This window comes from Vibrio sp. 1CM23M (genome assembly GCF_023161755.1).
In the GTDB taxonomy this organism is placed as follows: Bacteria; Pseudomonadota; Gammaproteobacteria; order Enterobacterales; family Vibrionaceae; genus Vibrio; species Vibrio coralliirubri.
Genome location: NZ_JALNTR010000008.1, coordinates 100,290 through 121,181, shown reverse-complemented (window position 1 = coordinate 121,181; position 20,892 = coordinate 100,290). Strand labels below are relative to the sequence as shown.

Genomic DNA, 20,892 nt, shown 5'->3' with positions numbered 1-20,892 from the left:
CATATACTTTGCCTATGATGAAAAGACTAATTGTTGACCTAGACGGCACCATAACAACTGCCGACACCTCTGATTATAGAAATGTATCTCCAGATTTAGAGGTTATCTCACGCCTACGAGAATACAGAGCTAAAGGCTTTAGTATTACTATTTCAACAGCAAGAAATATGCGCACTTACGAGGGTAATGTAGGTAAAATAAACATTCACACTTTACCTATAATTACTGAATGGCTAGATAAACATGATGTACCTTATGATGAAATCTTAGTTGGTAAGCCATGGTGTGGTCACGAGGGCTTCTACATCGATGACAAAGCGATTCGTCCATCTGAGTTTCGAAAAATGTCATTAGATGAGATCTATAATCTGCTTGATGAGGAGCGCTAATCTTGTTCTTAATTATGTCTGCAGCCTATGTTGGTCAAGATCTAAGAGCCGAGTTTGGTTCGATTCCACCCGCTTTTCTGCCTCTGGGTAATCGACGTCTGTTTCAACATCAAGTTGCAAAGGTTCCGCAAGGAAAGAGTATCTATTTATCTGTACCTAAATCTTACCCGGTACAGGAATTTGATCGTTTGTGGTTAGAAGAACATAACGTCACCCTATTGCCACTTCCTGACAACCTATCATTGGGTGAATCTTTGATGGCTGCTTTAGCTCTCATTGAGCATTCTTTTGATACTGATCTAAGCATTCTATATGGTGATACTCTAATAACTCCACCGAGTACACAAGATGTTGTGTCAATATCAAAAACGGATAGCACATACAATTGGGCAACCGTTGATGAAGGAAAACCTGAATGGCTTGATACTGAAGGCGCTAACATTGGTGCACATAGCCAAGTCGTTAGTGGTTACTTTAATTTTGCCTCACCAAGGACCTTAATTCGCTGCCTGAGCCAAACACATTGGAACTTTTTACAAGCCCTAAGCCTTTATCATGATATCAATGGCATCCAAACTTGCCAATGTGATGATTGGTTAGACTTCGGTCATATCAACACCTATTATCGCTCGAAAGCGCTCTACACAACACAGCGAGCGTTTAACGAACTCACGATTACTGCTGATTGGATTGAAAAAAGTAGCTCAAAAGATAATAAAATCGCAGCTGAGTCTAACTGGTTCAAGACACTTCCGAGCTCGCTAAAACATTTTGCCCCACAGTACCTTGGAGAAACAAAAGTCGATAAACGAACTGCTTATCGTCTTGAATATTTATACAACATCGCTCTTAATGAGCTATTTGTATTTGCTCACCTCCCAGAGATGGCTTGGAAGCAGATCTTAGATCAGATGCTTTCTTTTCTATCTGCATGTCAGGAGGAAAGAGCCCCCCTTGACGCAGCAATTGACTCCTTAGACACTCTATTTTCTGGTAAAACAGAACAACGGCTGCAACAGTTTTGTCAAGATAGAAGCTACGACTGGGAACTCCCGTGGCGCTTTAACGGCAAAGCCTCTTTGAGTTTAAAAGCACTTTATGAATCCACTCTGGATGATATACCCAAAGGCCAACAACCAAGCTTAATGCATGGCGATTTTTGTTTTAGCAATACACTTTACGACTTCCGAAAAGATCGAATCAAAGTAATCGACCCGAGAGGAATTACCTCGAGTAATATCCAAAGCATCTACGGACACATCCAATATGACATAGCAAAAATATGTCATTCTGTTATCGGATTATACGATTGGATCATCGCTGGCTATTATCAAGTTGATACTCATGATTATCGAATAAACTTTTCTCTTGCTGATACCGAACATTTAACCAGTATCCAACAGATGTTTATTGATGCATTAACTAAACACTACGCTTTGTCAGAATCAGCATTGTATGCAATGCAAATTCAACTGTTTTTATCTATGCTTCCATTACATAGTGATGATCCAGAACGACAAGATGCTCTGATGGCTAACGCCTACAGACTCTATTACCTAATGCTAGAGAACAAGAAATGATCATAATTCCAATGGCGGGGCTGAGTTCTCGTTTCTTTAAAGCTGGTTTTAAGCAGCCTAAATACATGCTTGAAGCACATGGTTGTACATTATTCGCTCACGCAATCAACAGTTTTAAAGACTACTTCTCTTCCGAGCATTTCCTATTTATTGTTCGTGATGTTCAGGACACTCCTCAGTTTGTGGCTCAGCAGGCAACCTCTCTAGGTATAGTGTCTTATGAAATTAAGATTTTGAACGAGGAAACGAGGGGCCAAGCAGAGACAGTATATTTAGGTAGTCAACACTGTAATGATCATGAACCTATCACAATTTTTAATATTGATACTTTTAGACCCGGCTTTAACTATCCGGCTTCGATGGGGCAATGGGATGGCTATCTAGAGGTTTTTTCAGGTGAAGGGGATAATTGGTCTTATGCTCGCCCTGTATCCAGTAAAACTACCAAGGTAATTGAAACCGCAGAAAAAAGACGTATTTCTGATTTGTGCTGCACAGGGCTATACCAGTTTTCGTCACTGAGAGACTATCGAGATAGTTACCTTCACTATCTATCTTTGCCTGTAGAGCAATGGGATAAGGGAGAACTCTATGTCGCTCCTCTTTATAACTATTTGATTCAGAGAAACAAGAATATCCATTACCACTTAATAGACCGCAACGAGGTTATCTTTTGTGGTGTTCCCGATGAATACTACGAGTTTTTAGAGCAAAAATAGTATCAATCAAAGAATAAGAAGTAGCACATCGATGAAACGAATTTTAGTCATTGGCCCATCTTGGGTTGGAGATATGGTCATGTCTCAATGCCTTTATAGCACTCTCAAACAACAAAAACCTGATGCTGTCATAGATGTGATGGCTCCAGCGTGGTGTCGGCCAATACTAGAACGTATGCCCGAAGTAAATAAAGCTCTGTCTTTACCTTTTAGTCATGGCGATTTCAAACTCTCAGAGCGCCGTTCCCTTGGGAAATCTTTGCAAGGAAAATACGATGAGGCCTACGTACTACCCAACTCAGCAAAATCGGCCTTAATTCCATGGTTTGCCAAAATTCCTGTCAGAACAGGGTGGAAGGGAGAAATGCGCTTCGGTCTTTTGAATGATATTAGACCAAACAAAAAGTCCTTCCAATTCATGACTGAACGCTATGCTGCACTAGCCTACCCAAAAGAAAAAATGACGGGCTCGGAAGCACTTGGCGGGTTAGAAAAGCTACCCAAACCTAATCTCTATATAGACAAAAAATCACAGAAGCTTGCTGTCGAAAAGTTTAACTTAAAAACTAAACGCACAACTGTAGGTCTATGCCCTGGAGCTGAGTTTGGTCCAGCAAAACAATGGCCAACAGCGCATTATGCAGAAGTTGCATCCGCTCAAATAAAGAAAGGGGCACAAGTTTGGTTATTTGGTTCAGCAAAAGACAGTGCTACGACTCAGGAAATCATTTCACACATCCCCGAGCCATTAAGAGAGCATGTCTTCGACCTAGCGGGAAAAACAAGCTTAATCGAGGCCGTTGATCTATTAGCATGCTGTCAGACTGTCGTCAGTAATGACTCAGGGTTAATGCATGTCGCTTGTGCTGCCGGCTGTGATGTTGTAGGTGTCTACGGCTCTACTTCACCCAGTTATACTCCACCATTAGCGAAACGCAGCACCGTTGTACATACTGAAATAGAATGCCGTCCTTGTTTCAAGCGTGAATGCCCCTATGAGCATTTAAAATGCTTGACTGAGCTAAAGCCAGAAAAAGTTAATCATGCAATTCAAGAGCTGAGTAAACAAAGGCTAGAAACGATTATCACAACTTCCAAAGTAAACTCGTAATTATGGCGATTCGCTTTATCTATACGCTCCTACTAGCGTTAGTTGCACCTTTTCTATTGCTTTCTCTGTACAAGAACAAGCCTGGAAAGCCCAAATTTGGGTCTCGCTGGAAAGAGCATTGGGGGCAGACCCCAAAAACCGATAGAGTCGATTCTATTTGGATCCACGCGGTATCAGTAGGCGAATCTATCGCAGCAACTCCAATCATCCGAGAACTAAAAGCTCTGAACCCACAACGTGAGATTGTAGTTACCACAACAACGAGTACTGGTGCTGCGCAAATAGATAAACTCGGTGATTTAGTCACACACCGCTACATGCCCATAGATTTCCCTTGGTGTATAAGCGGCTTTCTAAAATCCGTGCAGCCTTCGAAAATGATAATCATTGAAACTGAGCTGTGGCCAAACACGCTACATCAAGTGGCGAAGCTTGGTATTCCAATTATTGTAATCAATGCTCGCCTTTCCGAGCGCTCCTGCCTAAGGTATCGAAGATTCCAATATGTTTTTAATTTGCTATCAAAAAATATCACAGCGTTACTTTGCCAATACCAAGGTGATGCGGACCGATTTATAAGGCTCGGTATTCAAAAAGAGCGAATTAATGTAACTGGCTCGATTAAATTTGATATCGATGTATCACAGAAAACGGTTGATGAAGGTAACTCTTTGCGTAAGCAACTAGGGAAAGATCGTCCAGTATGGATTGCAGCTAGCACTCACAAGGGTGAAGATGAAATTATCCTTGCTGCGCATCAATTGATTTTACAAAAGAGACCGAATGCCCTTTTAGTTCTAGTTCCTCGTCACCCAGAAAGGTTCAATGACGTAGAGTCGCTTTGCAAAAATTCAGGAATGAATGTAACAAGAAGAACAAACGATAAACTCTATAGTAACCATACAAACGTCTACTTAGCAGACACTATGGGAGAGATGATGACTCTGATTTCCGCAAGTGATATTTGTTTTATGGGAGGAAGTTTACTGGGTGGTAAAGTCGGAGGTCATAACTTCATTGAGCCTGCTGCACTAAAAAAGCCTTGTCTAACAGGTCCAAGTTATTTTAATTTTTCAGATATTGCACAGCAACTTATACAAGTTGAAGCGCTCCAAGTTATAAAATCACACGATGAGCTTAGTATCCATATACTCGGTTTAATTGATTCTCCAGCTAAGAGTGTTCAGATGGGAACCAACGCACTAAGTGTAGTAAAGCAGAATCAAGGGGCTCTCAAAAAAACAATTGGCATGATAGAGGTTTGATTGATGAAACTAGTAATTTACAGAAGAAAAATATTTACCTCTAGTGGTGCAGGCCAGCTCATTGTCATGCAAGCAAAGAGATTGAAAAAGTTAGGTAAAACTTTTGAGTTAACTTGTCAAAAAGGCTGGGGGACTCTTTGGTTTAAACATTTACAAATAGCCAAAAAGGCGAAAGTCGTCAACGATAGATTGGTAGTTAAAGCCCCCAAAAACACAGCTATTATTGATCATGAAGGCAGTCTTCGAAACGCCGACCTCACCTTCATCCACAACGTTCCATTAACGAATATTGAACACGATGAAAATAGTTACACAGGATGGCTTAGGCAGAGTGAAAATCATATATTCACTCCCTCACAATGCGCAAAAAATGTGATGGTCCACCTCGGAGTCCCAGATGACCGGATATCTGTTATTCACCCTGGCTACAATCATCAAAAATTCAACCTAGAAACCAAAACGCAATATAGAAACCGTGCAATAAAAGCTCTAAACCTAGAAGATTATAAAAAAGTCATTGGCTTTATTACTTCTGGGAACTTTGAAAAACGTGGATTAAAGGAATTTTTAGACATTTGCCAAAAGGTCGCCGAAGAAAGAGGCGACATTGCATTCTTTGTCCTTGGTGCTAAAAGAATCCCCAAAGAATTATGTCAGCATCCGACGCTATCCCTAAAGCAATTTCGCTACAAACCGAGTAACTCTAAACCAGAGTTCTGGCTAAGCTCATTAGATATCTTTGTCTATCCGGCTAAGTTAGAGGAGTTTGGCATGGTAGTAGCAGAAGCGCTCGCTATGGGCACTCCTGTCATTACGACGCAAAACGTCGGAGCTCACGAGATATTAAGTGAAGAGTTTGAAGACTGGATAAACCCTTCTGTAGATGTAGATTGGTTTTCAGAACGCATACTTCAATTAGCGGAAAACCGTGATACTTATCAAAGCTTAGTTGAAGCTGCACGTAAATCGGCAACCTATGATGATATAGACTACGCAACACGCTCTTTAGCTGCAATTGATAAACATTTAGCCAAACACTAAAATAAACGGAAGAATAGTAACAATAGTGTAAGCCACTACTATTCTTCCGGTTTTAGGGCTCACGCTGATTTTAGATCAGTGTTGATGGAGGAGTTTTATAATCGCTAAACGTGAACCTATAGCTAAAATGACAAGATAATTAGCTTGCTAAAACTCACACCATTTCTATGAATTTGTTGTGACCCACGACGGTTGTATTATCCGGTACATCTTTAGTTACAACTGCGTTTGCTCCGATAATGACATTATTTCCAATTTTTATGTCGCCAACAGCCACCACACCAGAGTATATGATCACGTCATTTCCTACTGTAGGCATGCCTAGTCTATCTCTATGCGCTCCACCTAAAGTCACATTCTGAAAAACTCTCACATTATTTCCAATGACTGAGCCACCACCAATCACTATACCGACGGCATGACCAATAATGAACCCATCACCAATGACAGCTTTTCTTGAGATATCACAATGATGTTTTTTATACACTTTCCTTTGAATTTTTCGTGCAATCCAATCTAAATGGATAGAGCGGTACAGCCGCATAAGAGAAATTCTTTTTTCTAGTAGCTGACTTGGGGTCCCCGTCAAAAGCATAGACCAAGATAAACCCATGATCTTTAATATATTTTTAAGCATTATAAGATTCTACTTAGCAGTTATTTGTTGAATTTCGGGCTCAATTTGACTAGCGATTATATCCATCTAGCAAATATTGCCACTCTTTTTCGTTCCAGTTAATTCTTTCTTTCACCTGTTCTTTCTTAAATGACCTAAGTAATCGCTTCAAGTTATCATTTTTCCACTTATCGCCAGATTCTACACGGCACTTATCAAAGTCAATAATCCACACGGAATTCGATTGATCCAATAGAATATTATGGATATTGAGATCGGTATGGTTAACTTGTTCTTGATGCATTTTAGCGATCATCTTTCCAATATCTTGATAAAGCTCCTTAGTTAACTCCTTGTCTTTAAGGATAGCGACCAAATCTTTAGCTCCTGGGATTTTTTCAACTAAAATATCGGCTTGATAAGTCCAACCAGTTTTCACAGCGCTGGCGGCTAAGGGTCTGGGCACATTGACATTGGCTCTATAAAGCTTATCCAAGATCATCATTTCTTCATAACAACGTGTTTTGTTCCAACTAGAAAAGCGGTAACGATCTTCTACCAATCTTCCAAACAAGCCACCGCGGCGATAATGGCGTAGAGCAGCTTGAATATTACCTAAATTAACAAACCAAGTCGTGCCTCTGCCTTGAGCACTACCGATCACTTTATCTTGAACCTTCCAAAAGTCAGGCTCAAAAAATTGCGGCGATGCTTCATCAATCAGTCGACTCTCGAACCATATAACCTGATTTTCTAGAAGAGATTGCTTAATCATTTTATAAACCACCAATTAAAGATACTGACTAAATAACCTGAATATTTTACATTTATTCCCCGTGTCTGCATAATTCGTATTAGTCGTTTCTGATTGAAGTCCATTATGGCTCTATTTTCTTCTGCCCCAAAAAACTTATGTGTGCTCCGTCTTTCTGCAATTGGAGACGTTTGTCATGCTATCTCGGTAATACAAGCTATTCAGCAGCACTGGCCTACTACTGAAATAACTTGGGTCACAGGTAAAGTGGAAGCTCAACTCATTCAAGACCTACCAAACCTTAAGGTAGTCGTCTTCGATAAACAGCAGGGCTTTGCTGGAATGCGAAATGTTTGGAAGGAATTGTCAAATACCCGCTTTGATTGCCTTTTACATATGCAAGCTGCTCTTAGAGCAAGCGTACTTTCTCTCGGTATAAAAGCTAAGTATAAGGTAGGATTTAGTCGCAACCGAACTAGAGAAGGGCAATATTTCTTCACTAACAAACACTTACCAAAAACCAGTGCTTTCCATGTTCTAGACAACTTTGCAGAATTCGCACGCTATATCGGTGTCCCGTTTGATGAACCACAATGGAATATTCCCTTGAAACAGCAAGAATTAGATTTTGCAAAAGAGAATATACCCAGCAATACATTGGTGATATGTCCTTCTGCGAGTAAGGATGAACGTAACTGGTTGACAGATAGGTATGTTCAGCTAATCGACTACGCTCATAGAAGAGGTTTAAATATTACTCTATGCGGTTCTCCCTCAGAGAGAGAGGTGTTATTGGGACAAAAGATTGAAGCTTTATGTACATCACCGGTTAACAATTTAATAGGCCAAACAAATCTCAAGCAATTTATCGCAGTGCTCGCTAAAGCTCGCATCGTAGTAGCCCCTGACTCCGGCCCCGCTCATATGGCCACAACACAAGGTACACCCGTAATTGGACTTTACGCGCATAGTAACCCTGAACGAACAGGACCATATAATAGCCTCGACCTCGTTGTAACGTCCTACGATAGCCATATTAAAAATCAATCTAAATCAGCTTCATGGGGAACTCGAGCCAAAGGTGATACACTTATGGAAGCTATTGCTTTTGAATCAGTAAAGGAAAAGCTAGATAGCACCTTAAACAAAAACGTAAGTTGAGCGAAAACTGATATGGCAACTCATGTGAGTATCGGCGTTCTTATGATCGTCAAAAATGCAGAACAACACCTGGAAAAGACCTTGTCTTCCGTTTCAAGCTGGGTGGATGAAATCGTGATTTTGGACTCAGGTAGTACTGACGGTACCTTGGATATCGCAAGAAAATATACCGATTCTGTCTATCACCAAGACTGGCTTGGTTTTGGTCCCCAGCGACAAAAAGCGCAAAGTTTGATGAACAGTGATTGGGTTCTCCCACTAGATTCTGATGAAGAGGTTTCTCCTGAACTTAAAGCATCTATTCTTCATGCAGTAAAGACAGATGATGGTAAATCAGTATATAAAATTAACCGCTTAACTGAAGCTTTTGGCAAATTTATTCGTCACTCAGGGTGGTACCCTGACCGAGTAACTCGCCTCTACCCAAGGCTAGCCACACAATATAATGACGTCCTAGTGCATGAATCAGTCATTGTGCCAGAGGGTTTTAAAGTCAAGCAATTAGATGGTGACCTATTTCACTATACAATTGACTCTATGCCGAATTACGTCCGAAAAACTCAACACTATATGGAAGCTTGGGCAGATCAACGAGAAGGGAAAAAATCGGTATCACTGAGTGGTGCAATCAGTCATGGTTTTTTCCGATTTTTCAAAATGTATATTATCAAACGCGGATTTCTTGACGGCAGACATGGGTTATTACTAGCCCTACTTAGCGCAAATACAACATTTACACGCTATGCTGACCTATGGCTACGAGATTACATGAAGAAGAGAGTTGAGTAACAACCACTATGAAAATATGTCACGTTAATCTAGCTTCAGGGTACCATGGCGGTGAGAATCAAACACTTCAACTCATAAAACAGCAACTTAAACTGGGATATGAGCTAACGGTTGTCGCTAACCCTAAAAGCCCTTTCGCTAAAGCAGTGCAAGAACTGGGGTGCAACTGTATTTTAACCAAGCATTATTTATTCAAACATCAGCGCTCTATTACTCAAGACTCTCAGGTTATCCATGTTCATGAAGGTCGTGCTATTTATTGGGCTCTGATTCAACATTTACTCTTCAACATCCCTTATATAATCACACGCCGAATCGACAACCCGCTCAAGAAGAAATGGCTTTCTAACTTAGCGTACGAGAAAGCAGATGCTCTTGTTGGACTGAGTCGGGAGATAGTATCGCGAATCAAATCCGTATTTCCGAATAAACCGGTGGAATGTATCCCTAGCTCTCCTGTACGTTACCCCAGCAATGAACAGAATATAAATATCATCCGCCAACAGTTTGCAGGTAACTATTTAGTCATCCATGCCGCAAATATGCTCGAACACAAAGGCTTCGATGTAACAGTAGAGGCAGCCAGAACTCTCTCTAAACAGGACTCAAGTATCCATTTTGCTTTGCTTGGTGATGGGAAAGTCCGACGTGAATTAGAGGAAAGAGCCCACGGATTGGAAAATATTAGTTTCGTCGGAAAACAAGAGCAAATGGGTGACTGGTTCGCAGCTGCGGATATGCTCGTTCACCCGTCATACTCAGAAGGACTTGGCTCAGTGATTCTCGAAGCTCTTGACGCAGGGTTGCCAGTAGCAGCCAGTAAAGCCGGTGGTATTCCAGATATTATTGACCATGGTAAGTCAGGTTTATTGATTGAACCCGGGAATGCAGATCAATTAGCTCAAGCTATTCTAGATACAAAAAATAACGAGCGACTTCGCAATTCAATCCTCCATGGCGCAAAGCTAAAACTCAATACTTTCCGTATTGAGTACACAGCCCAACGTTATGAACAACTATACGCAAACCTAAGAAAAGAGTAACTCAATGAAGAAGAAAGTTATTTACCCAGGTACTTTTGATCCTATAACTAACGGGCACCTTGATCTCATTGAGCGTGCAACGAAGATGTTTGATGAGATCATTATTGCGATAGCTGCAAGTCCAAGTAAAAACACTTTGTTTACCTTGAAAGAACGTGTGAATCTAGTGACAGATGTCACCGCAGATATGCCTAATGTTACAGTCAAAGGTTTCTCTGGTTTAATGGTTGACTTTGCTAAGCAAGAGCAAGCTAACATACTTATACGTGGCTTACGTACTACGGTAGATTTTGAATATGAGTTCGGCTTAACTAATATGTATCGAAGGCTCCTCCCCGGCCTTGAAAGCGTGTTCCTTACTCCTTCAGAAGAATATGCTTTCCTCTCTTCAACCATTGTTCGTGAAGTCGCTATACACGGCGGGGATATTAGTCAGTTTGTGCCACAAAAAGTAGCAGACGAAATCACAATAAAAACAGCCACGTAATTCTCTTTATCTACTCCGAAAAACAAAAATAGCGCTCATTAGCGCTATTTTTAATTCGAAGCGATCAATTACTACAGCGAGTAATAGGCTTTATACCAATCCGCGAAAGCTTTCGCGCCTTCTTGGATCTTCACTTGAGGCTTATAGCCAACCGCTTCAAACAAATCTTCCGTATCAGCGTAAGTCGCGTACACATCACCTGGTTGCATTGGCATGAAGTTCTTTTTCGCTTCAACACCTAGAGCACCTTCTAATGCTTCTATGTAATCCATCAATTTAACGGGGCTACCATGGCCGATATTAAATACGCGATACGGCGCAGAACTGGTTGCTGGTGAACCTTGCTCTACTGTCCAATCTGGTTGCTTAGCTGGAATACGATCTTGAACACGGATAATACCTTCAACGATATCATCGATGTAGGTAAAGTCGCGCATCATATCGCCATTGTTATAGATGTCGATCTCTTTGCCCGCCACGATTAAGTTCGCAAACTTAAACATCGCCATATCAGGGCGGCTCCAGGGGCCATAAACCGTAAAGAAGCGAAGGCCTGTCGTTGGTACGTCATATAAATGAGAATAGGTATGTGCCATCAGCTCATTCGACTTCTTGGTCGCTGCGTATAGTGAGATCGGGTGATCAACACTGTCTGCTGTGTGGAATGGCATTTTTTGATTCAAGCCATAAACAGAGCTCGATGAAGCGTAAACGAGGTGTTCAACTTTGTTATGACGACAACCTTCTAGAATAGCCAAGTGGCCAACAAGGTTGCTGTCAGCATACGCCATTGGGTTATCAATTGAGTAACGAACGCCAGCTTGCGCTGCTAAATGAATCACACGGTCAAACTTTTGCTCAGCAAACAGCGAAGCCATTCCTTCTCTATCAGCAAGATCCAGCTCGATAAAGGTCAGGTTTTCATGTTCAATGCGTTTTAGTCGGTCATGTTTTAAAGAGACTTCGTAGTAGTCATTCAAGTTATCAATACCGATAACCTCATGTCCTGCCGCACATAGTCGCTCTGACACTGCGGAGCCGATAAAGCCGGCAACGCCAGTTACTAAATATTTCATTCTACTATTCTCAATTCATATCATTAATGTAATTGTAGCGACTAGCCCGCATATCTACTAGCAGTAAAAAGTGAACGTAAGTTCAGTTTTTTTAAACTTGGCACTCTTCACAAAAGAACGTATTCCGCTGCCCTATTTTTAACTCTTGGATTAGAGCTTTACAGTTAGGGCACTTTTCGCCTGCTTTGCCATAAACTTGCAGTTCTTGAGCAAAATACCCCGGCTTGCCATCTGCTTGTGCGAAATCTTTTAGGGTAGTACCGCCTTGCTTGATGGCGGTAGCGAGCACTTGTTTGATCTCTTGGGTCAACAAGACCCACTCTTCTTTTGTCACTTTACTTGCCGGGCGCAAAGGGCTAATACGTGAAGCAAATAGCGCTTCATTGGCGTAGATATTCCCGACACCCACCACCACTTTGTTGTCCATAATGAATTGCTTAACGGCGACTTTACGTTTTTCTGCCTTCTCGGCTATGTAGTCGGCATTGAATTCGTCAGTGAGCGGCTCAGGACCAGATCCCAGTAACACAGAATGAATTTCATCAGGCGCCGACCATAGCCACGCACCAAAGCGGCGAGGGTCGTTATAACGCAGCACTTTGCCGTTGGTGAGCTTAAGATCCACGTGATCGTGCTTTGCTGCCGGGAAATCGGCATCTAATACGCGTAGTGAGCCCGACATACCAAGGTGCACTATGGCAGTGCCTGTATCCGTTTCAATCAATAGGTACTTTGCACGGCGTGAGATAGAGCGTATCACCTGCCCTTCTAATGCTTTTAGCTCTTGTGGGATATCCCAACGCAGCTTCGGCGTGCGAAAGGTAAGCGTTTTAATGGTTTCGCCGACTAAATGAGGCGAGATCCCCATGCGGCTTACTTCGACTTCGGGTAATTCAGGCATAATCTAGTCGTCCGATGTAGAGGAGTGGTTAGCGTTAAAGCTTGGAAACAGGTAGCTCTCTTCAATAGACACCGCCAACCACTGATCATTCCAGTTTTTTAACAACCAGAACTCAGGCAGTTGATAATAGGTAATACGCTGGGGCTCTTCTTGGTCTTGATACCATACTTCGATGGTGTGTGGTGTCTTTAACCGAGGCGTAAGGTCTGTGTAGGTCTGTGAGTCGACTTCCGTGCCCACTAGCTCTTTCCAACGTTGTGACAACTCTTGTGCATTGGTGGTTTGAGGGAAGTCTGTACCTTTGAACTGGTAAACCCATTGATTGTCTTGTTGAATGACAGACCACTTAGCAAAGTGCAACGCTTGAAGCTCTGCTTTTGGGTTCAGGAGATAAGGATAAGGGCTATCAACCTGCGGTTCAGGTTCGATAAGGTACGCTTTGATCAATGTTGGAAGGTTTAACACGCCAATAAAAGCGATCACACTGAACATGAGTATGTTGTTCCACCGGCGTCCACGATATCTCATCTGATTTTGCTCATCTAACCTATGAACATTCAGTATATCGTGAAAGTGGCAATACTTTCTATGTTGTGCAGTTTTCTCTCTATCAGGCGCTATATCACGCATGAACAATTGAGTTACTCAAATTTTAGATATAAAAAAACCCAGCGATTAAACTGGGTTTTTCAATTCTTTCTTCTACTGAAGAAGAGCAAAAAAAGCATCAATTACTTGATTTTAGCTTCTTTGTACATAACGTGTTGGCGAACTACTGGATCAAACTTTTTGATCTCAAATTTGCCTGGCATGTTACGCTTGTTCTTATCAGTTGTGTAGAAGTGACCAGTACCTGCAGAAGATACTAGACGAATTTTCTCACGAATGCCTTTAGCCATTGCTTAATTCCTCTTAAACGTTTTCGCCACGTGCACGGATATCAACAAGAACAGCATCGATGCCTTTCTTATCAATGATACGCATGCCTTTAGCAGTTAGACGTAGTTTAACAAAACGTTTTTCGCTCTCTACCCAGAAACGATGAGTTTGTAGGTTCGGCAGAAAACGGCGCTTAGTAGCATTGCGTGCGTGTGAACGGTTGTTACCCGTTACTGGACGCTTACCAGTTACTTGGCATACTCGGGACATGAATGTCTTCTCCAATCGTTTCAGCTCGATATCAACCTTGGTGGCCGAACCTCTCTATCAATTAAAATAGAAGGTAAAAACCGTTATGGAAAATCCATACAAGGCTATCAAAGGTCGCGCATTATACTAACTTGACACGCATTGCTCAAGACCCGAACAGATCCTTTTTACGGATTTCGTGATCTTTTTTTGTGCAGCGCAGCTTGCTTGAGTAATCAGAGCTGATTTTAGGTCTAAAAATGTGGGCGGAATAATAGCAGATTTAACGCAACTAACAACCTAAAATGTGATTCAAATCCATCCACGCTCTGCAAAAGAGACAACTTCGCCATCTCCAACGACAAAATGGTCGAGAACTCGGATGTCCACCAGCGCTAATGCATCGGTTAATCGGCGTGTAATCCGCCTATCCGCTTGGCTGGGCTCAGCAACACCTGAAGGATGGTTATGAGCCAAGATTAATGCCGCCGCATTGTGATGAAGTGACCGTTTAACCACTTCCCGCGGGTAAACCGATGCGGCATCGATGGTTCCTTCAAACATCACCTCGTCCTTTATTACCCTATTTTGGTTATCGAGGAACAATATATAGAAGGCTTCTCGCTGGCGATCACGCAACATGCTCGAAAGATAAAGCTTAGTATGACTTGGGCTCGTGAGCGCATCTCCACGAGATAACGTCTCTGCTAGATAGCGCTGTGTCATCTCTAACACAGCCTGTAATTGAACATACTTGGCCTGACCCATCCCTTTATGGGCACAAAACTCTTCCTGCGTTGCTGAAAAAAGGTGACGGAGCGAGCCAAAGTCTTTGATCAACTTATCAGCGAGTTCCAACACGTTCATTCCTTGTGTCCCTGTTCGCAGAAATATCGCGAGCAGTTCCGCATCACTCAAAGAGTCAGGCCCTCTATTTAATAACTTTTCTCTAGGCATCGATTCGGCAGGTATTTTATCTATTGGCATATAAGGGCTAATCACTAGTCATGTGCACGACCCATCACCGTAATGAGATCGTAATCAGAGATCCTTCGATAGAGATAAAAGGAAACGAGTCGCTAGCAAAACCGTGTAATTGATAAGTTTGATAACACCAATTTGATGAGCATCAAGTCTGTTCGAATTCTGCTTCTAGGCACTAATCCTTTGTTCTGATATCGTAAGTCCCAGAGAAATTAAGGAACAGAATCATGCAAACATTGGTTAATCAACTGGATAACGCTGACCAACAAGGCCTAGCTGGAAAAAAAATCCTCCTTGGCATTAGTGGTGGTATTGCTGCGTATAAGTGTGCCGAACTGACTCGACGCTTAATTGAACGAGGGGCGCAGGTACAAGTCGTGATGACGAATGCAGCCAAGGAGTTCATCACTCCTCTCACCATGCAAGCCGTCTCTGGAAGGCCAGTGTCTGATAGTTTGCTTGATCCTGCTGCTGAAGCTTCCATGGGGCACATCGAGCTCGCAAAGTGGGCTGACTTGGTATTACTAGCGCCAGCAACCGCAGATCTGATTGCTCGCATGACAGCTGGCATGGGTAACGACCTACTGACTACTTTGGTTTTAGCAACCGATGCGCCAGTTGCGGTATCTCCGGCAATGAACCAACAGATGTACAGCCACCCGGCGACTCAAGAGAACATCGCGACGCTAAAACGTCGTGGCTGTGAAATCTGGGGGCCAGCAGCTGGCGAGCAAGCGTGTGGTGATGTCGGTATGGGCCGTATGCTAGAGCCAATGCAGCTCGTGCACCGTTGTGAAGACTTCTTCCAACCTAAGCCGCTTACTGGCCGTTCTGTGCTTATTACTGCAGGCCCGACTCGTGAAGCTATTGACCCTGTGCGTTACATTACCAACCACAGCTCAGGCAAGATGGGCTATGCACTGGCTGAAGCGGCCGCGAAACAAGGCGCAACAGTCACTCTAATCAGTGGCCCTGTTTCATTAGCGACGCCAAACAAAGTTAATCGTATTGATGTCGACAGCGCACAACAGATGTTTGATGCCGTTACTGCCAACGCGGCTCAACACGATATTTTCATCAGCTGCGCCGCGGTTGCCGATTACCGCCCTGAGATCATCGCAGACCAAAAGCTTAAAAAGGTCGACGGTAAAGACGACATGACCATTCAAATGGTTAAAAACCCAGACATTGTCGCTTCTGTTGCCTCAATGATGGAAGGCCGCCCATTTACCGTAGGCTTCGCAGCAGAAACTCAAGATGTAGAGAAATACGCGCGCGGCAAATTGGAAAGAAAGAACCTCGACATGATTTGCGCCAACGATGTCTCTGTCGAAGGGCAAGGCTTCAATAGCAGTAGCAATGAGCTGCACCTTTATTGGAAAGGCGGCGATAAATCTCTGCCACTGGAAAGCAAAGACACACTTGGTTTCCAGATCCTCGCTCAGATCCAACTGCTTATTGATGCATAAACGCACAAATTTGCTCTGACAATCTGCTGACACCTCTCGATTCTGTTGACCTAGGGCTCACAAAACTAGGAAACAGAATTGAATGGTGTTTATAATCCTTCTTCACTCAATCCTCATCTTTAGGAAAGGAAGTAAATAGATGGCTGGTACTCGAAAATCAAACCGTCGTGAAGAAATCCTACAAGCTCTCGCACAAATGTTGGAATCGACCGAAGGTGCTTCTCGTATCACAACGGTAAAGTTGGCCAAGCAAGTGGGTGTTTCTGAAGCTGCGTTATACCGCCACTTCCCAAGCAAAGCCCGCATGTTTGAAGGCCTGATCGAGTTCATTGAAGAAGCGTTGATGTCTCGAATCAACCGCATTCTGGATGAAGAGAAAGACACGCTAGAGCGCATACGTCTAGTGCTACAACTCATCTTAGTTTTCTCAGAACGTAACCCAGGCCTGACTCGAATTTTGTCTGGTCATGCTCTAATGTTTGAAAATGAGCGCCTGCGTGATCGCATTAATCAACTTTTCGAACGCATTGAGACGCAACTTCGCCAGATCCTGCGTGAAAGAAAGCTTCGTGAAGGGAAATCATTCCCGGTTGATGAGAAAATCTTAGCCGCTCAGCTGCTCGGTCAAGTTGAAGGCAGCTTGAATCGATTTGTTCGCTCAGACTTCAAATATCAACCGACAGAAAACTTTGATGCTTATTGGGCTCTGCTAAGCGCTCAGATTAAGTAGCAATCAAATTAAGTAGCAATCAAATCTTAAGTGATGGTTATGACGACGAAAACTTCTCCGACAAACAGCACTGCACAACACGTTATTACTAAGCCACCCTTTACTCTGGCGTTACTCCACCCTAAATACTGGGGAGTATGGTTCGGTTTTGGGTTATTGGCGCTTATCGTTAACGTTCTCCCTTATCGCCTCTTACTGCTGTTAGGCCGATCGTTAGGCTCTTTGGGGGCTCGCTATGGTAAAAAGCGTGTCGCTGTTGCAACGCGTAATTTGGAACTTGCCTTCCCAGATAAGCCAGCAGACGAAGTCGCGGCTATGGTCAGTGAAAACTTTAAAAATACCGGCATGGCATTGATCGAAACCGGTATTACCTGGTTTTGGCCAACGTGGCGCTTCAAAAGAATCCTAGTAGATAAAGATACCCAAACGCTGCGTACACACAAAGACAACGGTAAAGGTGTTCTACTATGTTGCGTACATGCCTTGAACCTAGAGATCACCGCGCGAGCAATGGCTGTTCTCGGTATTTCAGGTTTAGGTGTTTACCGCCCGCACAACAATCCGGCTTATGAATTCATTCAATACCGTGGTCGTACTCAGAACGGCAACCGCCTGATTCACCGTAAAGACGTGAAGCGCATGATTCGAATCCTGCGTCAGGGTGAGATCCTTTTCTACCTACCGGATCATGATTACGGTCGTAACAAGTCTGTGTTTGTGCCTTTCTTCGCTGTAGAAGATGCGTGTACCACAACAGGCACCAGTATTCTGGCTTACACCAGCCGATGCGCACTTGTTCCGGGATCTGGTTTTAGAAATGCCGACGGCAAGTATGAAATCATGGCGGACGAGTCAATTGAAGATAACTATCCTCAAAAAGACGAGAAAGCGGCTGCCGCCTACATGAACAGCTACCTTGAGAAGATTATCTTACGTGCACCAGAACAGTGGATGTGGCTACACAAGCGCTTTAAGACCATGGAAGACCCAGAAGCTGAACGCGGCATTCGTTATAAATAATTAATACTGAACCAAAAGAAAAGGGGCTGATGATTCATCAGCCCCTTGTGCATTCTATAGCTATAACAAATTGTATTAGATGCCGTATTGAGCGCGGTACGCTTTTACTGACTCTAGATGCGCTGCGTCAGTGCCTTTCTCTTCAAGGAAAGTCACCAAGTCAGTAAGGCTAACAATTGAGATGATTGCACAACCGAAGTCACGCTCAACTTCTTGAATCGCAGACAGCTCGCCTTTGCCCTTCTCTTGACGGTCGATAGCAACAAGCACACCCGCTAAATCAGCGCCATTTGCTTGGATGATTTCCATCGACTCACGAATCGCAGTACCTGCAGTGATCACGTCGTCCACTAACATGATGCGACCTTCAAGCGCGCTACCGACAAGGTTGCCACCTTCACCGTGGTTTTTCGCTTCTTTACGGTTAAAACAGTAAGGCGTGTCTACATCGTGGTGATCCGCTAGTGCAACCGCTGTCGTCGTTGCAATTGGGATACCCTTGTATGCAGGGCCAAATAGTACATCGAACTCAATGCCAGAATCAGCCAATGCTGCTGCGTAGAAGCGACCTAAGCGTGCTAGGTCACGACCTGTATTAAACAATCCAGCATTGAAGAAGTAAGGGCTCTTACGGCCAGACTTTAAAGTAAACTCACCAAACTTAAGTACTTCTTTCTCTAGTGCAAATTCAATAAATTCACGTTGATATGCTTTCATGTTTTTCCTCTACGTTTATTCAATAAAACTTAACTTACGCTCTGCACTACTCTTTCGAGTTTTACAGACAAAAAAATAGCCCCTTAAAAAAGGAGCTATCTATAAACTATTCTGCTAACGCCGACTTCTGCGCTTCAACAATATCAGCAATACCCTTATTCGCCAGGGCTAAAAGCTGCATCAGCTCTTCGTGGCTGAACGGTTCGCCTTCTGCTGTGCCTTGAATCTCAATCATCTTACCGTCTTCCGTCATTACAACGTTCATGTCGGTATCGGCTGCTGAGTCTTCAACGTACTCAAGGTCACACAGTGCTTGTGCACCAACGATGCCCACTGAAACTGCCGCTACGTGGCCTTTCATTGGGTTCTTTTTCAGTTTGCCGCTTGCTAGTAGGCTGTTGATAGCATCAGCCATTGCAACGCTTGCACCTGAGATAGAAGCAGTACGAGTACCGCCGTCTGCTTGGATAACATCACAATCGACAGTGATCATAATTTCACCCATTACTTTCAGGTCAACAACAGCACGTAGGCTACGAGCGATCAGACGTTGGATTTCCATCGTACGACCACCTTGCTTGCCGCTCGCCGCTTCACGACGGTTACGAGTGTGCGTTGCACGTGGCAGCATGCCGTATTCAGCCGTTACCCAACCCTTTCCTTGGCCTTTTAACCAACGCGGTACGTTTTCTTCTACCGTCGCATTACATAGAACTTTAGTGTTGCCGAACTCAACTAATACAGAACCTTCAGCATAAGCTGTGTAGTTACGAGTAATTTTAATTGGACGAATTTGATCTACAGCGCGGTCATTTGGACGCATTGGTATCTACCTTATTAACAGTCTGAAGTGATTTGCTATCGAAAGAGTGCATCACCTAAGAAAGGGGTGAGACAGTTTTGATTGGGGCAAGATTATATAGCAGTTTATCGTGCAAAGCTATCCATCATGAAAGGCGACAGGCTTCGAGAGCACACCATATCGTGATACTATGCGTGCGCGTTATTTTCAGAATGATAAAAGACAGGAAAATTCGATGATTTATAGTATGACCGCGTACGCACGCAAAGAAGTAAAAGGCGATTGGGGCACAGCAGTATGGGAAATCCGTAGTGTAAACCAACGCTACCTAGAAACTTACTTCCGTATGCCTGAACAGTTCCGTGGTTTAGAGCCAATCTTGCGTGAGCGTTTCCGTAAGCGTCTAGCGCGCGGTAAGGTTGAATGTAACCTACGCTTTGAAGCAAACCCTGCAGCAAAGGGTGAACTAAGCATTAACGAAGGCTTGGCTCAGCAAGTCATTAATGCAGCCAACCAAGTAATGACGATGACAGGCGAAGAGAGCCGTTTGAACCCATTCCAAATCATGAACTGGCCTGGCGTGATGGAAACTCCAGAGCAAGACATGGATGCTATCAACAAAGACCTACTAGAAGCATTCAACGATGCTATTGCAGAGTTCATTGACGCTCGTGCTCGTGAAGGTGAAAACATGAAGGCGCTAATCGTTCAGCGTTTAGATGCAATCACTGAAGAAGTCGTGAAAGTTCGTGCACGCATGCCTGAGATCCTAGAGTGGCAACGTGAGCGTCTTCTTACCAAATTTGAAGATGCGAAAATTGAACTGGAAGGTTCTCGTGTTGAGCAAGAGCTTATCCTACTTGCGCAGAAGTCAGACGTAGCAGAAGAGCTAGATCGTCTAGACTCTCACGTGAAAGAAGCGAATGCAGTACTGAAGAAAGGCGGCGCTTGTGGCCGTAAGCTTGACTTCATGATGCAAGAGTTCAACCGTGAGTCAAACACGCTAGCATCTAAGTCTATCAGCACAGACATCACCGCATCAGGCGTAGAGCTTAAGGTCCTTATCGAACAGATGCGTGAGCAGATCCAGAACATTGAGTAACAGTCTGT

The 20,892-nt window shown here is 43.3% G+C and carries 24 protein-coding genes; 14 read left to right on the top strand and 10 right to left on the bottom strand.

What is annotated here, in order from left to right; genetic code table 11:
* Positions 1-17 precede the first annotated feature (17 nt).
* Genes MSG35_RS19595 through MSG35_RS19570 form a run of 6 tightly spaced genes read left to right on the top strand, consistent with a single transcriptional unit; the run spans position 18 to position 6,105 of the window.
* The gene (locus MSG35_RS19595) at positions 18-389 is read left to right on the top strand and encodes an HAD hydrolase family protein (RefSeq protein WP_171367960.1); all 372 of its coding nucleotides are present in this window, start codon (positions 18-20) and stop codon (positions 387-389) included.
* Positions 390-391: 2 nt separating this feature from the next.
* Entirely contained in the window at positions 392-1,969 is a 1,578-nt protein-coding gene (locus MSG35_RS19590) for a capsular biosynthesis protein (protein WP_248384818.1), read from the top strand.
* A complete protein-coding gene (locus tag MSG35_RS19585; protein WP_248384817.1) occupies positions 1,966-2,688 on the top strand; it encodes a glycosyltransferase family 2 protein in 723 nt (240 codons plus the stop codon). The genes MSG35_RS19590 and MSG35_RS19585 overlap by 4 nt, the downstream gene beginning before the upstream one ends.
* A 31-nt stretch (positions 2,689-2,719) precedes the next feature.
* Positions 2,720-3,799, top strand: a complete 1,080-nt coding sequence (gene waaF, locus MSG35_RS19580; RefSeq protein WP_248384815.1) for a lipopolysaccharide heptosyltransferase II — start codon at positions 2,720-2,722, stop codon at positions 3,797-3,799.
* A gap of 2 nt (positions 3,800-3,801) precedes the next feature.
* Positions 3,802-5,064, top strand: coding sequence for a lipid IV(A) 3-deoxy-D-manno-octulosonic acid transferase (waaA, locus tag MSG35_RS19575; protein ID WP_248384814.1), 1,263 nt, complete (start codon positions 3,802-3,804; stop codon positions 5,062-5,064).
* Positions 5,065-5,067: 3 nt separating this feature from the next.
* Positions 5,068-6,105, top strand: coding sequence for a glycosyltransferase family 4 protein (locus tag MSG35_RS19570; protein ID WP_248384812.1), 1,038 nt, complete (start codon positions 5,068-5,070; stop codon positions 6,103-6,105).
* A 154-nt stretch (positions 6,106-6,259) separates the two neighbouring features.
* Here the strand turns inward: MSG35_RS19570 and MSG35_RS19565 are convergent, their stop codons facing one another.
* Both MSG35_RS19565 and MSG35_RS19560 read right to left on the bottom strand, forming a co-directional pair.
* Positions 6,260-6,742 carry a serine acetyltransferase gene (locus MSG35_RS19565; RefSeq protein ID WP_248384811.1) on the bottom strand — a complete coding sequence of 161 codons (483 nt, stop codon included), beginning with the start codon at positions 6,740-6,742 and terminating at the stop codon, positions 6,260-6,262.
* 49 nt (positions 6,743-6,791) lie between these two features.
* A complete protein-coding gene (locus MSG35_RS19560) occupies positions 6,792-7,496 on the bottom strand; it encodes a 3-deoxy-D-manno-octulosonic acid kinase (protein ID WP_248384809.1) in 705 nt (234 codons plus the stop codon).
* 105 nt (positions 7,497-7,601) lie between these two features.
* On the opposite strand from MSG35_RS19560, the gene MSG35_RS19555 reads away from it, so the two are divergent.
* The 4 genes from MSG35_RS19555 to coaD are packed head-to-tail and all read left to right on the top strand — an operon-like array spanning position 7,602 to position 10,955.
* The gene (locus MSG35_RS19555) at positions 7,602-8,636 is read left to right on the top strand and encodes a glycosyltransferase family 9 protein (protein ID WP_248384808.1); all 1,035 of its coding nucleotides are present in this window, start codon (positions 7,602-7,604) and stop codon (positions 8,634-8,636) included.
* A 12-nt stretch (positions 8,637-8,648) separates the two neighbouring features.
* Positions 8,649-9,425 carry a glycosyltransferase family 2 protein gene (locus MSG35_RS19550; RefSeq protein WP_248384807.1) on the top strand — a complete coding sequence of 259 codons (777 nt, stop codon included), beginning with the start codon at positions 8,649-8,651 and terminating at the stop codon, positions 9,423-9,425.
* A gap of 8 nt (positions 9,426-9,433) precedes the next feature.
* Positions 9,434-10,468, top strand: coding sequence for a glycosyltransferase family 4 protein (locus tag MSG35_RS19545; RefSeq protein WP_248384806.1), 1,035 nt, complete (start codon positions 9,434-9,436; stop codon positions 10,466-10,468).
* A 4-nt stretch (positions 10,469-10,472) separates the two neighbouring features.
* Positions 10,473-10,955 (top strand): pantetheine-phosphate adenylyltransferase, encoded by a 483-nt coding sequence (gene coaD / locus MSG35_RS19540; RefSeq protein WP_248384804.1) that lies wholly within the window; start codon positions 10,473-10,475, stop codon positions 10,953-10,955.
* 71 nt (positions 10,956-11,026) lie between these two features.
* On the opposite strand, the gene MSG35_RS19535 is transcribed toward coaD, so the two are convergent.
* From MSG35_RS19535 to radC, 6 genes are all read right to left on the bottom strand, one after another.
* Positions 11,027-12,031 carry an NAD-dependent epimerase gene (locus tag MSG35_RS19535; RefSeq protein ID WP_248384803.1) on the bottom strand — a complete coding sequence of 335 codons (1,005 nt, stop codon included), beginning with the start codon at positions 12,029-12,031 and terminating at the stop codon, positions 11,027-11,029.
* A 91-nt stretch (positions 12,032-12,122) separates the two neighbouring features.
* Positions 12,123-12,932, bottom strand: a complete 810-nt coding sequence (gene mutM / locus MSG35_RS19530) for a bifunctional DNA-formamidopyrimidine glycosylase/DNA-(apurinic or apyrimidinic site) lyase (RefSeq protein WP_248384802.1) — start codon at positions 12,930-12,932, stop codon at positions 12,123-12,125.
* 3 nt (positions 12,933-12,935) lie between these two features.
* Positions 12,936-13,460 carry a hypothetical protein gene (locus MSG35_RS19525; protein WP_248384801.1) on the bottom strand — a complete coding sequence of 175 codons (525 nt, stop codon included), beginning with the start codon at positions 13,458-13,460 and terminating at the stop codon, positions 12,936-12,938.
* Positions 13,461-13,663: 203 nt separating this feature from the next.
* Positions 13,664-13,831 (bottom strand): 50S ribosomal protein L33, encoded by a 168-nt coding sequence (gene rpmG / locus MSG35_RS19520; RefSeq protein WP_002535344.1) that lies wholly within the window; start codon positions 13,829-13,831, stop codon positions 13,664-13,666.
* Between the two features lie 13 nt (positions 13,832-13,844).
* Positions 13,845-14,081: a 50S ribosomal protein L28 gene (rpmB, locus tag MSG35_RS19515; protein ID WP_004728407.1), complete on the bottom strand. Its 237-nt coding sequence runs from the start codon at positions 14,079-14,081 to the stop codon at positions 13,845-13,847.
* A gap of 291 nt (positions 14,082-14,372) precedes the next feature.
* Entirely contained in the window at positions 14,373-15,047 is a 675-nt protein-coding gene (gene radC / locus MSG35_RS19510; RefSeq protein WP_048666236.1) for a DNA repair protein RadC, read from the bottom strand.
* A 224-nt stretch (positions 15,048-15,271) separates the two neighbouring features.
* Here radC and coaBC point away from each other — a divergent pair, with 224 nt between their 5' ends.
* The 3 genes from coaBC (at position 15,272) to lpxL (ending at position 18,263) form a co-directional block, all read left to right on the top strand.
* Positions 15,272-16,513, top strand: a complete 1,242-nt coding sequence (gene coaBC / locus MSG35_RS19505) for a bifunctional phosphopantothenoylcysteine decarboxylase/phosphopantothenate--cysteine ligase CoaBC (RefSeq protein ID WP_248384800.1) — start codon at positions 15,272-15,274, stop codon at positions 16,511-16,513.
* Between the two features lie 139 nt (positions 16,514-16,652).
* Positions 16,653-17,243 carry a nucleoid occlusion factor SlmA gene (slmA, locus tag MSG35_RS19500; RefSeq protein WP_004741428.1) on the top strand — a complete coding sequence of 197 codons (591 nt, stop codon included), beginning with the start codon at positions 16,653-16,655 and terminating at the stop codon, positions 17,241-17,243.
* A 39-nt stretch (positions 17,244-17,282) separates the two neighbouring features.
* On the top strand, positions 17,283-18,263 hold the full coding sequence (lpxL, locus tag MSG35_RS19495; protein WP_248384799.1) for an LpxL/LpxP family Kdo(2)-lipid IV(A) lauroyl/palmitoleoyl acyltransferase: 981 nt from the start codon (positions 17,283-17,285) through the stop codon (positions 18,261-18,263).
* 75 nt (positions 18,264-18,338) lie between these two features.
* On the opposite strand, the gene pyrE is transcribed toward lpxL, so the two are convergent.
* A complete protein-coding gene (pyrE, locus tag MSG35_RS19490; RefSeq protein WP_017059267.1) occupies positions 18,339-18,980 on the bottom strand; it encodes an orotate phosphoribosyltransferase in 642 nt (213 codons plus the stop codon).
* Between the two features lie 106 nt (positions 18,981-19,086).
* Positions 19,087-19,803 (bottom strand): ribonuclease PH, encoded by a 717-nt coding sequence (gene rph / locus MSG35_RS19485; protein ID WP_019826449.1) that lies wholly within the window; start codon positions 19,801-19,803, stop codon positions 19,087-19,089.
* 214 nt (positions 19,804-20,017) lie between these two features.
* Between rph and MSG35_RS19480 the strand changes: the two genes are divergently transcribed.
* Positions 20,018-20,884, top strand: coding sequence for a YicC/YloC family endoribonuclease (locus MSG35_RS19480; RefSeq protein ID WP_055320011.1), 867 nt, complete (start codon positions 20,018-20,020; stop codon positions 20,882-20,884).
* The last annotated feature ends 8 nt before the right edge of the window (positions 20,885-20,892 follow it).